The organism is Cupriavidus sp. 05L411, assembly GCF_056398045.1.
Window position 1 is genome coordinate 64,048 of record NZ_JBFTOQ010000032.1, and the last position, 12,792, is coordinate 76,839.

12 protein-coding genes are annotated in these 12,792 nt (G+C 67.0%); 9 read left to right on the plus strand and 3 right to left on the minus strand.

From position 1 onward, the window contains the following. Positions 1-37: 37 nt before the first annotated feature. From AC1DQR_RS29305 to AC1DQR_RS29335, 7 genes are all read left to right on the plus strand, one after another. Positions 38-1,450, plus strand: a complete 1,413-nt coding sequence (locus AC1DQR_RS29305; protein WP_416052135.1) for an acetyl-CoA carboxylase biotin carboxylase subunit — start codon at positions 38-40, stop codon at positions 1,448-1,450. Next, positions 1,447-2,208 carry a 5-oxoprolinase subunit PxpB gene (pxpB, locus tag AC1DQR_RS29310; protein ID WP_416052136.1) on the plus strand — a complete coding sequence of 254 codons (762 nt, stop codon included), beginning with the start codon at positions 1,447-1,449 and terminating at the stop codon, positions 2,206-2,208. Before AC1DQR_RS29305 ends, pxpB begins: the two co-directional genes overlap by 4 nt. Further along, the gene (locus tag AC1DQR_RS29315) at positions 2,205-3,185 is read left to right on the plus strand and encodes a 5-oxoprolinase subunit C family protein (RefSeq protein ID WP_416052137.1); all 981 of its coding nucleotides are present in this window, start codon (positions 2,205-2,207) and stop codon (positions 3,183-3,185) included. Before pxpB ends, AC1DQR_RS29315 begins: the two co-directional genes overlap by 4 nt. Next, positions 3,178-3,942 (plus strand): LamB/YcsF family protein, encoded by a 765-nt coding sequence (locus tag AC1DQR_RS29320; protein WP_477134251.1) that lies wholly within the window; start codon positions 3,178-3,180, stop codon positions 3,940-3,942. The genes AC1DQR_RS29315 and AC1DQR_RS29320 overlap by 8 nt, the downstream gene beginning before the upstream one ends. A gap of 47 nt (positions 3,943-3,989) precedes the next feature. After that, positions 3,990-4,199, plus strand: a complete 210-nt coding sequence (locus AC1DQR_RS29325; RefSeq protein ID WP_416052139.1) for an acyl-CoA carboxylase biotin carboxyl carrier protein subunit — start codon at positions 3,990-3,992, stop codon at positions 4,197-4,199. Positions 4,200-4,735: 536 nt separating this feature from the next. Then, the gene (locus AC1DQR_RS29330) at positions 4,736-6,079 is read left to right on the plus strand and encodes an MFS transporter (RefSeq protein WP_416052140.1); all 1,344 of its coding nucleotides are present in this window, start codon (positions 4,736-4,738) and stop codon (positions 6,077-6,079) included. 20 nt (positions 6,080-6,099) lie between these two features. Next, positions 6,100-6,927, plus strand: coding sequence for a putative hydro-lyase (locus AC1DQR_RS29335; protein ID WP_416052141.1), 828 nt, complete (start codon positions 6,100-6,102; stop codon positions 6,925-6,927). On the opposite strand, the gene AC1DQR_RS29340 is transcribed toward AC1DQR_RS29335, so the two are convergent. Continuing rightward, complete coding sequence (locus AC1DQR_RS29340; protein WP_416052142.1) at positions 6,919-7,692, minus strand: class I SAM-dependent methyltransferase; 774 nt, start codon at positions 7,690-7,692, stop codon at positions 6,919-6,921. The two genes, AC1DQR_RS29335 and AC1DQR_RS29340, sit on opposite strands and share 9 nt — an antisense overlap. A gap of 332 nt (positions 7,693-8,024) precedes the next feature. Here AC1DQR_RS29340 and AC1DQR_RS29345 point away from each other — a divergent pair, with 332 nt between their 5' ends. Further along, entirely contained in the window at positions 8,025-8,963 is a 939-nt protein-coding gene (locus AC1DQR_RS29345; RefSeq protein ID WP_477134254.1) for a LysR family transcriptional regulator, read from the plus strand. 32 nt (positions 8,964-8,995) lie between these two features. Here the strand turns inward: AC1DQR_RS29345 and AC1DQR_RS29350 are convergent, their stop codons facing one another. Both AC1DQR_RS29350 and AC1DQR_RS29355 read right to left on the minus strand, forming a co-directional pair. After that, positions 8,996-10,003, minus strand: a complete 1,008-nt coding sequence (locus tag AC1DQR_RS29350; RefSeq protein ID WP_043354481.1) for a Bug family tripartite tricarboxylate transporter substrate binding protein — start codon at positions 10,001-10,003, stop codon at positions 8,996-8,998. A 51-nt stretch (positions 10,004-10,054) separates the two neighbouring features. Next, positions 10,055-11,230 (minus strand): M20 family metallopeptidase, encoded by a 1,176-nt coding sequence (locus tag AC1DQR_RS29355; protein WP_477134252.1) that lies wholly within the window; start codon positions 11,228-11,230, stop codon positions 10,055-10,057. A 90-nt stretch (positions 11,231-11,320) separates the two neighbouring features. On the opposite strand from AC1DQR_RS29355, the gene AC1DQR_RS29360 reads away from it, so the two are divergent. Beyond that, the gene (locus AC1DQR_RS29360) at positions 11,321-12,226 is read left to right on the plus strand and encodes a MurR/RpiR family transcriptional regulator (protein WP_416052144.1); all 906 of its coding nucleotides are present in this window, start codon (positions 11,321-11,323) and stop codon (positions 12,224-12,226) included. Positions 12,227-12,792: the final 566 nt, after the last annotated feature.

Genomic DNA, 12,792 nt, shown 5'->3' on the forward strand with positions numbered 1-12,792 from the left:
CATCGCCCCCACGCAGTAGCTGCAAGAGTTAGTCGATATGCGAAGAATCCTGGTTGCCAACCGTGGCGAGATTGCCTGCCGCATCATCCGCGCCGCGCAGGCGCTCGGCATGGAAACCATCGCCGTGCATTCCGCCGCCGATGCCGGCGCGTTGCACTGCGAGATGGCCGACATTGCCGTCGCCGTAGGTCCCGCGCCGGCGGCGCAGAGCTACCTGAATGTGGAAGCGGTCCTCGCCGCGGGCACGGCGCATGGCGCCGATGGCGTGCACCCAGGCTATGGCTTCCTCTCCGAGAACACCGCGTTTGCCCGTGCCGCGCAAGCGCAAGGCATGCAGTGGATCGGCCCGTCCGTCGAGTCGATCGAGAACATGGGCGACAAGAACCGCGCCCGCGATATTGCCGCCGCGTGCGGCGTGCCGGTGCTGCCCGGCAGCATCCGCTTCCTGCCCGACGACCTGTCGCGCTTGCGCGCCGAGGCCCAGCGCGTTGGCTATCCCGTGCTGGTCAAAGCCGCTGGCGGCGGTGGCGGCATCGGCATGAAACGCGTTGACGGGCCAGACACGCTGGCCGCCACGGTGGCGTCCACCCAGGCGCTGGCCCTGAAGGCCTTTGGCGAAGCCAGCATCTACCTGGAGCGCTACGTGCCGCGCGCCCGGCATATCGAGGTGCAGGTGTTTGGCTTCGGTGACGGCACGGCGGTGCACCTGTTCGAGCGCGAATGCTCGGTGCAGCGCCGTTTCCAGAAGATCATTGAAGAAAGCCCGGCGCCCAATGTGCCGGCCGCCGTGCTGGCCAGCATGAGCGCGGCGGCGGTGGCGCTGGCCGCGCACCAGCGCTACAGCGGCGCGGGCACGGTCGAGTTCATTCTCGACGCGGACAGCGGCGAGTACTTCTTCCTGGAGATGAACACGCGCATCCAGGTGGAACATGGCGTGACGGAGGCCATCACCGGCTGGGACCTGGTGCAGGCGCAGATCCGGCTCGCCGCCGGCACGCTCGCACCCAGCGCGCAGCATGATATCCGGCGGGCAGGCGCGGCCATCGAGTGCCGGCTTTATGCCGAGAACCCGGCGCGCCATTTCATGCCATCGCCGGGCAAGCTGGCGCGCTTTTGCCTTCCGGCGGGCATGGCCGGGCTGCGCGTGGACACCGGCGTGCGCGAGGGCGATGCCATCACGCCGTTCTACGATCCGATGATCGCCAAGCTGATTGCCTATGGCACCGACCGCGAAGCCGCCATCGCCACCATGCAGGCGGCGCTCGGCGCAACCGTGATTGAAGGCATCCGGCACAACGCCGTGTTCCTTGGCCGCGTGCTGGACCATGCGGACTTCCGTGCCGGCCGCGTCGATACCGGTTTTGTGGAGCGCGAGCAGGCGGTGCTGGTGGGCGAGTGTGCCGCGCCGGTGGCGGTGCCCGCGCCATCCGCCGTGGAGGTGCGGGCATGATCGCGCAGGACACGCAACACGCCGCACCGGCCGCGCAAGCGTCCTGGCGGATCGCGCCGTCCGGCGATCGCTGCCTGATTGTCGAGTTCGGCACGGTGGCGGATATTGCCATCAATCGCCAAGCCTGCGCGGCAGCGGTGCGGATCGCCGCCGCGGCCTTGCCCGGCGTGACCGACATCGTGCCCGCCCTGACCACCGTGGGCGTGCACTACCAGCCCATTGCCGTGGCCCGCGCGACGGGTACCAGCGCCCCGTTCGAGGCGCTCTCGGCCATGATCGGCGAACTCCTGCGCGAAAGGCTTTCGTCAAACGCGGGCGCGCCGCTGGTGATCGATATTCCCGTCTGCTATGGCGGCGAGCACGGTCCCGACCTGGACGATGTGGCAGCCACCTGTGGCCTGTCGCCCGAGCAGGTCATCGCGCTGCATAGCGCCGAGCCGGTCGATGTGCTGATGCTGGGCTTTGCGCCGGGGCATCCCTATGTGGGCCGCTTCGACGCGCGCCTTTCGCCGCCGCGCCGCAGCACGCCGCGTACCGCGGTGGCAGCGGGCTCGATTGGCCTGGCCAATCGGCAGACCGTGATCTATCCCATGACCTTGCCGGGCGGCTGGAACCTGATCGGGCGCACGCCCGTGGCACTGTTTGACCCGCATCGCGCGTCGCCGTGCCTGCTGGCCGCCGGCGATCGTGTGCGCTTCGTGCCGATCTCTTCCGACGTATTCGAATCCATGCAAGCGAACGCAGGCGTGCAGCCATGAGCATCGAAGTCATCAAGCCTGGTGCGTTGAGCACCTTCCAGGATCTCGGCCGCAACGGCTACCAGCAACTCGGCGTGCCGGCCAATGGCGCCATGGACGAGCGCGCCCACCGGCTGGCGAACGCGCTGGCCGGCAACGCCGCGGCGCAAGCCACGCTGGAGATCACGCTGATGGGCCCCACGCTGCGGTTCCATGTGCCGGCCGTGATCGCCGTGTGCGGCGCGGATCTGGATGCCACGCTCGATGGCGCGCCCGTGCCGATGAACCGTGCGGTGCCCCTCACCGCAGGCTCGGTGCTGGCCTTCGGCAAGCGCCGCAGCGGCTTGCGCGCTTACCTTGCGGCGCAGGGCGGCTTTGCGCTGACGCCAGTCATGGGCAGTTGCAGCACCTTTGTGCGCGGCGGCTATGGCGGCGCGGCCGGCAAGCCGTTGCGAAAGGGCGAGCGCATTGCCTTGCGTGGCGGCGTGCCCGCACAAGTTCGCGATACCGGTTCCCCGGCGTTCCCGGCGTTCCCGGCGTTTCCGGCCGATGTCCTCAGCGCGCCCGATCAGCCTGTACGCATCGTCGCCGGGCGCGAATGGGCGTGCTTCTCCGACGCTGCCAGGCATGCGCTTGTCAGCGAGCCGTTTCGCATTGGCGCGCAATCGGACCGCATGGGCTATCGCCTGGAAGGCTCGCCGCTCGCGCTGGCTGCGCCTGCCGAGATGCTGTCCGAGGCCGTGGCCTTCGGCACGATCCAGGTGCCGCCCGACGGCCAGCCCATCGTACTGATGGCGGACCGCCAGACCACCGGCGGCTATCCCAAGATTGCCCATGTGTGCGCGGTGGACCTGCCGCGCCTGGCGCAAAAGATGCCGGGCGAGGCGGTGCGCTTTGCCTTGATCGATCTGCCAGAAGCCCAGCGCCTTGCCATGCTGCAAGACGCAGTATTCGACGCCATGGATACGCAAACGGCAGGGGAGCACGCGCATGGATGAGATCGATTTCAACAGCGATATGGGCGAGAGCTTTGGCATCTACCGCCTTGGCGACGATGCGGCCGTGCTGCCGCATGTCACCTCCGCCAACATCGCCTGCGGTTTTCACGCGGGCGACGCGCAGACCATGGCAGCCACCGTGCGCGCCGCCAGTGCGCTCGGCGTCTCGCTTGGCGCGCATCCGGGCTTTCCGGATCTGCAGGGCTTCGGACGGCGCGCCATGCAGCTCGGCCGCGAGGAGATCTACAACATCACGGTCTGCCAGGTTGGCGCCCTGCAGGCGTTTGCCGTCGCGGCGGGCAGCCGGCTCGCGCATGTGAAGCCGCACGGCGCGCTGTACAACCAGGCCGCGCGTGATGGCGTCATGGCGCGCGCGCTGTGCGAGGCGGTGCGCGATGTGGATCCGTCGCTGGTGTTCTACGGCCTGGCCGGCTCCGCGCTGGTCATGGCCGCGCGCGAGGCCGGGCTCGCGGTGGCGCAGGAAGTCTTTGCCGACCGCACGTATCAGGACGATGGCTCGCTGACCCCGCGCAGCCATCCCGCCGCCATGATCACTGACGTGGAGGTGTCCATCGCGCAAGTATTGCGCATGGTGTGCGACGGTGTGGTGCGCTCGCTGGGTGGCGTGGACGTGCCGGTGCGGGCGGACACGCTCTGCATCCACGGCGACCAGCCGGGTGCGGCCGGGTTTGCCCGCCGCATCCGCGCCGCGCTGGAGGCGGAAGGTATCACGGTGCGTGCACCGCAATCACGATAGCAACGGACAAACAGAATATGCCCCACACAAAATCCCCCATATCCATCGTGGCAGACACCGCCGGCACCCTCTGGAAGCTCGTGGCGCAGCCCGGCGAGATGCAGGTAAAGGATGCCACCCTGCTGATTATCGAATCCATGAAAATGGAAATACCGCTTGAGGCTGGATCGGCTGGTTATATCGAATCGTATTGCGTGGCCGAGGGTGAAGTGGTGGAAGAAGGGCAGGTATTGGGCAGTTTTATTCCCGCTGCTTGAAATCGCGCTATTGATAAAGCTGTAATTCCGCCGCTGACATTGATTTTGTGGCGTCGGCCCGGCCGCACGGCCTGGCTGTTTTCTCAATGATTCCGTGGGTTGGGAGATCAATCACCAGCTGGCTGCGAACGATACCGGTTTCGGTGCGTTCCATGCCCCAGGCGGGACGAAAGGTTCATTGTTGTGGTGCGGCGGGGCGCATTGAATCCCCGAGTCAGATGGCTTTTTTTAGTCAGGAATCGTAACGTCCGGAATTCTGTGTTTTTAACGAAATAGCCGCTGGCATGCTTGTTGCAAAGTATCCGGTGTAATCGATGAAGCATGAATCCCGGCGGCTTTTAAAGGCCCGCGATTCCCAGCAGGTGGTTAGCTCTCCGGAAATAAAAACAAGACGCGAGCCCGCCCTGTGCGCCAGTAAGTTTCAGGCACAGGACGGCCATCGCGGCTGGTATTCGTGCTTCAGCGCTGGTTCATTCAGGGGTTTCACCACGCCTGGACTGGATTTTCTACCCCGTTGCATCCTGGAAACTGACAATATGTCCAACGCCCCCACCTCATCCCTGCCGATGCCCGACGTGGCGCCGGCATCCACCCCTGCCACGGCGCCGGCAGCCGGCAATGCCGTCGCCCGCAAAGCCGCCATGGCCGCCGCGGCCGGTACCGCCATCGAGTATTACGAGTTCGGCGTGTACGGCTATATGGCCTCTACCATCGGCCCGCTGTTCTTCCCTAGCGACAGCGCCACGGCTTCGCTGCTGGCCATCCTGGCCGTGTTCGGTAGCGCCTTTCTGATGCGCCCGATCGGCGGCATCGTGCTTGGGCGCCTGGGCGACCGCGTTGGCCGCCGTGCCGTGCTGCTGGTCACCGTGATCGGCATGGGCATTGCCACCGGCATCATCGGCCTGCTGCCGGTGGCCGCCAGCGCGGGCATCGTCGCGCCGCTGCTGTTGCTGGCGATTCGCCTGGCGCAGGGCTTCTTCGCCGGCGGCGAAGTCACCGGCGCTGCTGCCTATGTGGCCGAGTCCGCGCCCAAGGGCAAGCGCGGCTTCTACGGTGCCTTCACGCCGGTGGGCGTGGCCGTGGGCGGCGCGCTGGCCGCGACCGTGTGCGGCATCACCACCGGCTTGCTGGAGCCTGCGCAGATGCAGGCGTGGGGCTGGCGCATTCCGTTCCTGATGGCGATCCCGATGGTGGTGATCTCGTCGATGGTGCGCAAGCGCGTGGAAGAGTCCGTGGCCTTCAAGCAGTTCCAGGAACACAGCGAGCCGCCCAAGGCGCCGCTCAGGGAAGTCTTCACCGCGCACATGCCCGCCGTGGTCAAGGTGGTGCTGCTGTCCTTCGGCCAGAACGTGGGCTACTGGGTGGGGCTGGTGTTCATGAACATCTACATGACCACCTATCTCAAGTACGACAAGGCAACGGTGTACTGGATCATGGCGTTCGTCAGCCTGACCATGGCCATGTTGATGCCGCTGTGGGGCGGGCTGTCCGACCGGCTCGGCCGGCGCAAGGTGCTTGCCATCGGCTTTTGCGCCTACATGGTGCTGGTATTGCCGATGATGATGCTGATGGACAACCACAGCATCGGCCTGGCCTTCCTCGCCATGATGGTGGTGGCGCTGCCCATGCCCATCGTGCAGTCCGTCGGCTACCCGACCTATGCCGAGCAGTTCCCGACCCGCGTGCGCTACACCGGCATGGCGTTCAGCTTCAACATCGGCGCCATCCTCGGCGGCGGGCTTACGCCGTATGTGGCCACCGCGCTGATCGGCAGCACCGGCAACCTGCTCAGCCCGGCCTACCTGCTCATGGGTGGCGCGGCAGTCAGCCTGCTGGCCCTGCTGGGCGTGAAGGAAACTGCCCGCCAGACCCTCGACTGATGACGGACCGCAACCGGAGCATGGAGATGGAAACAAGCATCCACGCCGCGGCCGGGCTTGCCCCCGGCTGGGCCGCTACGCCGGCCGGCGCCCGCGCCGGCATCCGCAGTGGCCGGTACAACGGCAATACCAGCGGCATGGCGCCCGGCCACGGGCAGGGCAACCTGATGATCCTGCCCAAGGCCTGGGCTGGGGATTTCCTCGGGTACTGCCGGGCCAACCCGGTGCCATGCCCGCTGATCGGCATGACCGAAGCGGGCAGCCCGGCGGTGCCGATGCTCGGCGGCGATATCGACCTGCGCACCGACGTGCCGCGCTACCGCGTGTGGCGCCATGGCGAACTGGTGGAGGAGCGCGACGATATCAGCGCGCTCTGGCAGGACGATTTCGTTGGCTTTGTGCTGGGCTGCTCGCTGTCGTTCGAGGACGCGCTGGAGCGCGCCGGCTTGCGCGTGCGGCACGTGGACGAAGGCAAGATCGTGCCGATGTACCGCACCAGCATCCAGACCACGCGCGTCGGCGCCTTCCATGGGCCGATGGTGGTGTCGATGCGGCCCTACACGCCGGAACAGGCGGCCATCGCCTCGGCCGTATGCGCCCGGTTGCCGGGGGCGCACGGGGCGCCGGTTCATATGGGCGACCCCGCCGCGATCGGCATCGCGGACATCGGCCGGCCGGACGAAGGCGAGCCGACCGCGATCCTGGCCGGGGAGATTCCGGTGTTCTGGGGGTGTGGGGTGACGCCGCAGGCGGCGGCCATGATGGCGCGTCCGCCGCTGTGCATCACCCATGCGCCGGGGCACATGCTGGTGTGCGACGTGCCTGCCGATGGGTTGAAGCTAGTGTAGGGCGATGGTTGCGATCGTTGCGATGTGTGCTGCTTCCAGCAGCGGCGCGGGCGGCATCGGCGCTGCCCAGCGGTAGACCAGCAGTCGGCCCTTGTAGGCATCGATGCCGGGCGCGGCCACGCGGTCGAGCTTTTCCTCGCGCATCGCGAAACCTTGCTCGGCCATCTGCCGGTTGAAGGCGGGCCGGTTGCCGCGGTCGGGATCGATGATCCAGATCTCGACCGTGGGGCTGGCATGGCGCCCGATAAAGTGGGCAAGGTTGGCATTGGCATCGCGCTCGTAGAGCAGGTCGCTGCCGATGATCAGGTCGAAATGGCCGTGGACGTCGGCGGGGGCGGGGCTGGCGCCAGCAGAGGCATCTTGCTCGTGCTCCGCGGCGCTCCAGTGCCCATGCCGGTACTTCATTGGCGCGAGGCCATTCAGGCGTATGTTCTCCGCGAGGAAGGCGGCGGCCATCGGATGGCAGTCGCTGGCGGTCACGTCGGCACCCCTGCGGTGCCCCACCAGGCTGGCCAGCCCCAGCCCGCAGCCGATTTCCAGCACCCGCTCGGTGGGGTCCACCGGCCGCAGCGCCATGCGTGCGGCCAGGTGCGCGCCGGACGGCCACAGCAGCCCGAACAGCGGCCACATGGCGGAAGAAATGCCCATGCGTTCGGCTTCGCCGAGGGGATCGGAGTACTGCTGCTTGTCCAGCAAGGAGCGAATGACCAGGTCGGCGACGCCGGTCACGGCGATGCTCTCTTGCTTGGTTTGGTAGCCGGGCATCGAGGGGGGAAGCCAGAACGCCGGCTTCGCAATAGGAGGGAATCGGCCAGTATGCCCGAAAACCCCTTCGCAAGCCCGGAATCTGAGCCTAAATGCGTTGAAATGAAGCGAAGCCGCCAGGAATAGGGGCTCGGACAGGCGCCGCCGCAGGCAGGAAGTGCGGCAACCGCCTGACGCGGCACTCCGTTCTTGTTGCCACCCGCGCCGTGCGAGAATTCGCGATAAGCAAAATAGCGGAAATCACGATCCGCCTATTCTCGGAGATTATCGCGGTGAGCATTCCATCGATCCCATCCATCCCATCCAGCGCATCCATCCGCAAGCGCCTTCGCATGCGGCACCTGCAACTGATGCTGGCGCTCTCGGAGTCGCCCTCGCTGCGCCAGGCGGCCGAAGGGCTGGCCCTGACCCAGCCTGCCGCTACCAAGTCCCTTCAGGAACTGGAAGACGCACTCGGCGTATCGCTCTTTACACGCCACGCGCGCGGGCTGGACCCGACGGTATCGGGCAAGGCGGTGATGCGCTACGCGCGGGTGGTCTTTGCCGACATGGATGAACTGCGCGAGGAGCTTGTCGCCATCCAGGCCGGCGATGTGGGCAAGGTGCGCGTGGGCGCGGTGATGGCGCCGGCGCCGGACCTGCTCACCCACGTGATCGTCAAGCTCAAGCAGGCGCATCCGCGCTTGCACATCATCGTGCAGATCGATACCAGTGACGTGCTGGTGCACGCGCTGCAGCAGGACCAGATCGATATCGTGCTGGGCCGCATCCCCGATGGCTGGCCATCGGAGGAGTTGTCGTTCGAGACGCTGGGGGAAGAGGCGCTGTCGATCGTCACCCGCGTGGGGCATCCGGCGGCGGAGCGCGGCAAGCTGAAGCTGGCCGCGCTGACGGAGTACGCGTGGATCATCCAGCCGCACCCCAGCCCGATGCGCCAGATCATCGACCAGACCTTCCGCGAGAATCGCGTGCCGCCGCCGGTGAGCACGGTGGAGACCTCGTCGATCCTCACCACGCTGTCCGTGCTGCGCGAGTCCGACATGCTCGCCGTGCTGCCCACCTCGGTGGCCCGCTACTACGAAGACCTGAACATGATCGCCACGCTGCCGGTAGCGTTGCATGGCCGGCTTGCGCCCTATGGCCTGGTGCTGCGCAAGAGCCGCCCGCCCACGCCCGCCATGCAGCTTGTCATCGACATGCTGCGCGCGGGCGGAGCGACGGCAACGGGCGGCATGGAAGACAAGGGCCGGGCGGCCACCGTCAAGCTTTAGTCCCGCCTTAGTCCCGCCCTGGTCCCGCGCCCTCAATCCGCGGAAATCTTGGCCTTGCGGACCACTTCGCCGTAACGCACCATCCGGTCGGCCATCATGCGTTCGAAAGCGGCCGGTGCCATCTCCTCGGGCGGGAACACGCCGCGCGCGCGCAGCGCCGTCTGCATGGCGGGGTCGCTGGCGGCCTGGCGCACCGCCTGGTAGAGCTTCTGCACCACCGGCTCGGGCGTGCCGGCAGGCGCGGCAATGCCCGTCCAGGAGCTCAGGTTGAGCTGCGGGTAGCCCAGCTCGGCCATGGTCGGCACGTCGGGCAGCTGCGGCAGGCGCTGCTCGGAAGCCACCGCCAGCGCACGCACCTTTCCTTCCTTGATGTAGGGCAGCATGATGACCAGGTTGTCGAGGATGAACTGGACCTCATTGCTCAGCACGGCCGTGATCAGGTGCGTGCCGCCGCGATAGGGGATGTGCGTGGCGTAGATGCCGGTGCTGGCCTTGAGCATTTCCACATTCAGCTGGCCCATGCTGCCAACGCCGCCGCTGCCGTAGTCGAGCTTGCCCGGGTTCTTCTTCGCGTAGGCCAGGAACTCCGCGAAAGTCCGCACCGGCAGGCTTGAATGCACCACCAGGGCGTTGGGCTGGCGGCCCAGGATGGCGATGTTCTCGAAATCCTTGATCGGGTCATAGCCCAGCTTTGGCTGGGTCAGCGGGTTGGCCAGGTGGCTGCTCTGGGAGGACACCACCAGCGTATAGCCATCGGGCTTGCTGCGCGCCACCGATTGGGTGGCGACCGAGCCGCCCGCGCCCGGGCGGTTGTCGACGACCACCGGCACGCCGAGGATGCGCGACAGCGGCTCCGAGTACTGGCGCGCCATGATGTCCACCGAACCACCAGGCGGGAAGGGCACCACCAGCGTGATGGGGCGCGAGGGATAGGCGCCCTGTGCTTGCGCTTGCGCGGCCAGCGGCGCGGCACACGCGAGCGCGGCTACGCTGAGGCCGGTGCGGAGGAAATGGCGGCGAGAGAATGGCACGTTCGGCATGGCAGTGAGTTGAAGGTAGTTAGAAATCGGGTGCGGGGGCGATGCCCCGGCTCAGCGCAGTGCGAGGACGGCCAGCGCCACCGCCTGCGCGCGCGGCACGAAAGTGGCAAGCTCGGCGTACTCGCGCACGGTGTGCGCATGGCCGCCCACCGGGCCGGTGCCGCACAGCGTGGGCGTGCCCACCGAGGATGTGAGCCCGCTATCGGCTGCGCCGCCGGTGAACTCGCCGTCTACCGAGAAGCCCAGGTGCTGCGCGCCGCGCTGGTACAGCGCCAGCAGGTCCGCGGGCGTCTGGGTCATCGGCCGGGTGCGGCGCGTCTCGGTGATCCTGCCTTTGGTACGCGGCAGCGATTCGGCCTCGATGATCGCGCGCACCTGCTCGACCAGCGCTTCGATGTCCGTGTCGGCGGTAAAGCGCACGTCGAGCTCGGCCTGCGCCAGTGGCGCCACCATATTGGGCACGATGCCTCCCTTCACACAGCCCACATTGGTGGTGATGCCCTGCTCGGCGTCGGTCAGCGCATGCAGCGCCAGGATCTTGCGCGCGAGCGCGTCGATAGCGCTGGCGCCCTGGGCATGGTTGACCCCGGCGTGCGCGGCCACGCCCTCCACCTCGAACTCCACCACCATCGACCCCTTGCGCCCTGTGACCAGGTTGCCGCTGACGCGGCCGGGCTCGGCGTTGAACACGGCGCGCGCGCCGCGCGCCACGTCCATGATCCGTTCGCGGGTGGCGCCGGAACCGATCTCCTCGTCGCAGGAAAAGAACAGGCGCACCGGCAAGGCGTTGCCGCCGCAGCGCGCCAGGGCCTCGGCCACGAATACATTCATGACCAGGCCGGATTTCATGTCGGCCACGCCGGGCCCGTAGGCAAGCCCGTCCTCCACGCGGAAGGGGCGGCGTGCGGCCGTGCCGGCCGGGAACACGGTGTCCATATGGCCCATCAGCAGGATTGGCGCGCCATCGCCGGCACCGGGTACCAACGCATCCAGGCACACGCCATAGCCGGGCACGGCATGCAGCGTGACCGCAATGCCGGCGGCTTCCAGGTGCGCGCGCAGGATCTCTGCCACGGCCGTCACGCCGGCTTCCTGCCGGCTGCCGCTGTCGATGTCGACAATGCGTTGCAAGAGCGCTTGCATTTCAGCCTGCTGGCCGCCCAGCCAATCGATCACCCCGCTTGCCGCCTGGGCATGCATGTCGCTATCCGCTGCGTTGTCCACCATATACCGCTTGCTCCTTGCTTCGTGTGGGAGTGAATCGTACATTGCAAAAGTGATATGATCATGCAATACGCATTGCAACGTGTCAACACCATGAAACATGCCCAGGAGACTCCCTCACGTGACGCTACCTTGCTCGAGCGCCTCGCGCGCGAGGCGGCCACGCTGACCGCCCGCGAGCGCACCTTGGCCGATGCGCTGGGCCGCGACTATCCGCATGCGCTGCTGGAATCGGCCACCGCGCTGGCTGCCCAGCACGGCACGAGCGCTTCCACAGTGGTGCGGCTGTTCGCCAAGCTGGGCTATGCCAGCTATGGCGATGCCCAGCGCGAGGCACGGGCCAGCGTGACGGCGCTTCTGCCCACCGCCGGCCAGCGCGCGCCGGCCACGATCGGTGGCAAGCGCACCCTGCGCGCTTGCGTGGACGACGCGCTGCTGCACGACCAGCACAACCTGGCGGCCACCCACGAAGGGCTGGACATGGCCGCCTTCGAGGCGATCGCGCGCCTGCTGGCCGAGCCGCGCGGCCGGCTGTTCGTGCTGGCGCAGAAAAACAGCGCGCCCGTGGGCGCATGGCTGGCGCTGCATCTGAATATGTGCCGGCCAAAGGTCCAGGAACTGGGCGCGGGCGCGGTGACGGCCACGGATGCCATGCTGTGGGTGGAGCCGGAGGATGTGCTGCTGACTTTCAGTATCCGGCGGTATTCCAGCGCGCCGGTAAGCATCGCGCGCGCCTTTCGCGAACGCGGTGCGCGCGTGATCGCAATTTGCGACAGTCCGGCCGCGCCACTGGTGCCGCTGTCAGATCACCATCTGTTGGTGCGCACGGCCAATGCATCGCCTTTCGACTCTTATACGGCGGCGTTCTTCCTGTGCAATGCGCTGGTCTCGGCGGTCGCACAATTGCGCCATCCGGCGGTCATCAAGGCGTTGCAACGGCGCGATGCGCTGTGGGAGGCTTTTGAGGCGGATCCTGTCGAGGGGTTGAGGCGGGGGTAGGGATTTAGCTCTGGGTACGATATTGCTGCTTGTAGCCCCGCTGACGCGGGGGTGGCGTTTGTGGGCGGGGTTTTGATGCTTCTAGCTGCTGTCGCGGCTGTACGGTATTGGCCGTTTTGGAACGTGTGAGATGTCACTTCTCTTTACTCGTAAAGAGAAGTAACCAAGAGAAAGCGATCCTTGCGGGAGGCTGGCTTATTGGGGTTGCGTAGCCCGGTGGTTTCGTCGTCAGGCCCTGGGTTCTAATGGCCTCGTGCCGTTACCGGTTCAGAGCACCACGACCCGGCCAATGCCCAGGGATTCGTGGTGGTCCCCCCGGTAGCGGCCATCACGAACTTCAAGCCGTCTGTCGCTCGCGGAGTGGCCTGCCACGAAGTTGCAAGCGTCCCGTTTCCGTCGTGGGCGCGGTGGCACCGGATTGATAGGCCGAAGAATTCTTCCACCGCGCCCACCCCACCACGAAACCATCACGGCGTGACATATCGTGACACTTTGCACCGGTACCGGCAGATGGATGAATGAGCAGGGATGCCGCTACCGAGCAGCCTCACCACGAAACCAGCGCC

Bases quoted from the DNA above. Each gene is read 5' to 3' on its own strand.
- AC1DQR_RS29305 (WP_416052135.1), top strand. From the start codon at position 38: ATGCGAAGAATCCTGGTTGCCAACCGTGGCGAGATTGCCTGCCGCATC.
- pxpB (WP_416052136.1), top strand. From the start codon at position 1,447: ATGATCGCGCAGGACACGCAACACGCCGCACCGGCCGCGCAAGCGTCC.
- AC1DQR_RS29315 (WP_416052137.1), top strand. From the start codon at position 2,205: ATGAGCATCGAAGTCATCAAGCCTGGTGCGTTGAGCACCTTCCAGGAT.
- AC1DQR_RS29320 (WP_477134251.1), top strand. From the start codon at position 3,178: ATGGATGAGATCGATTTCAACAGCGATATGGGCGAGAGCTTTGGCATC.
- AC1DQR_RS29330 (WP_416052140.1), top strand. From the start codon at position 4,736: ATGTCCAACGCCCCCACCTCATCCCTGCCGATGCCCGACGTGGCGCCG.
- AC1DQR_RS29335 (WP_416052141.1), top strand. From the start codon at position 6,100: ATGGAGATGGAAACAAGCATCCACGCCGCGGCCGGGCTTGCCCCCGGC.
- AC1DQR_RS29340 (WP_416052142.1), bottom strand. From the start codon at position 7,692: ATGCCCGGCTACCAAACCAAGCAAGAGAGCATCGCCGTGACCGGCGTC.
- AC1DQR_RS29345 (WP_477134254.1), top strand. From the start codon at position 8,025: ATGCGGCACCTGCAACTGATGCTGGCGCTCTCGGAGTCGCCCTCGCTG.
- AC1DQR_RS29350 (WP_043354481.1), bottom strand. From the start codon at position 10,003: ATGCCGAACGTGCCATTCTCTCGCCGCCATTTCCTCCGCACCGGCCTC.
- AC1DQR_RS29355 (WP_477134252.1), bottom strand. From the start codon at position 11,230: ATGGTGGACAACGCAGCGGATAGCGACATGCATGCCCAGGCGGCAAGC.
- AC1DQR_RS29360 (WP_416052144.1), top strand. From the start codon at position 11,321: ATGAAACATGCCCAGGAGACTCCCTCACGTGACGCTACCTTGCTCGAG.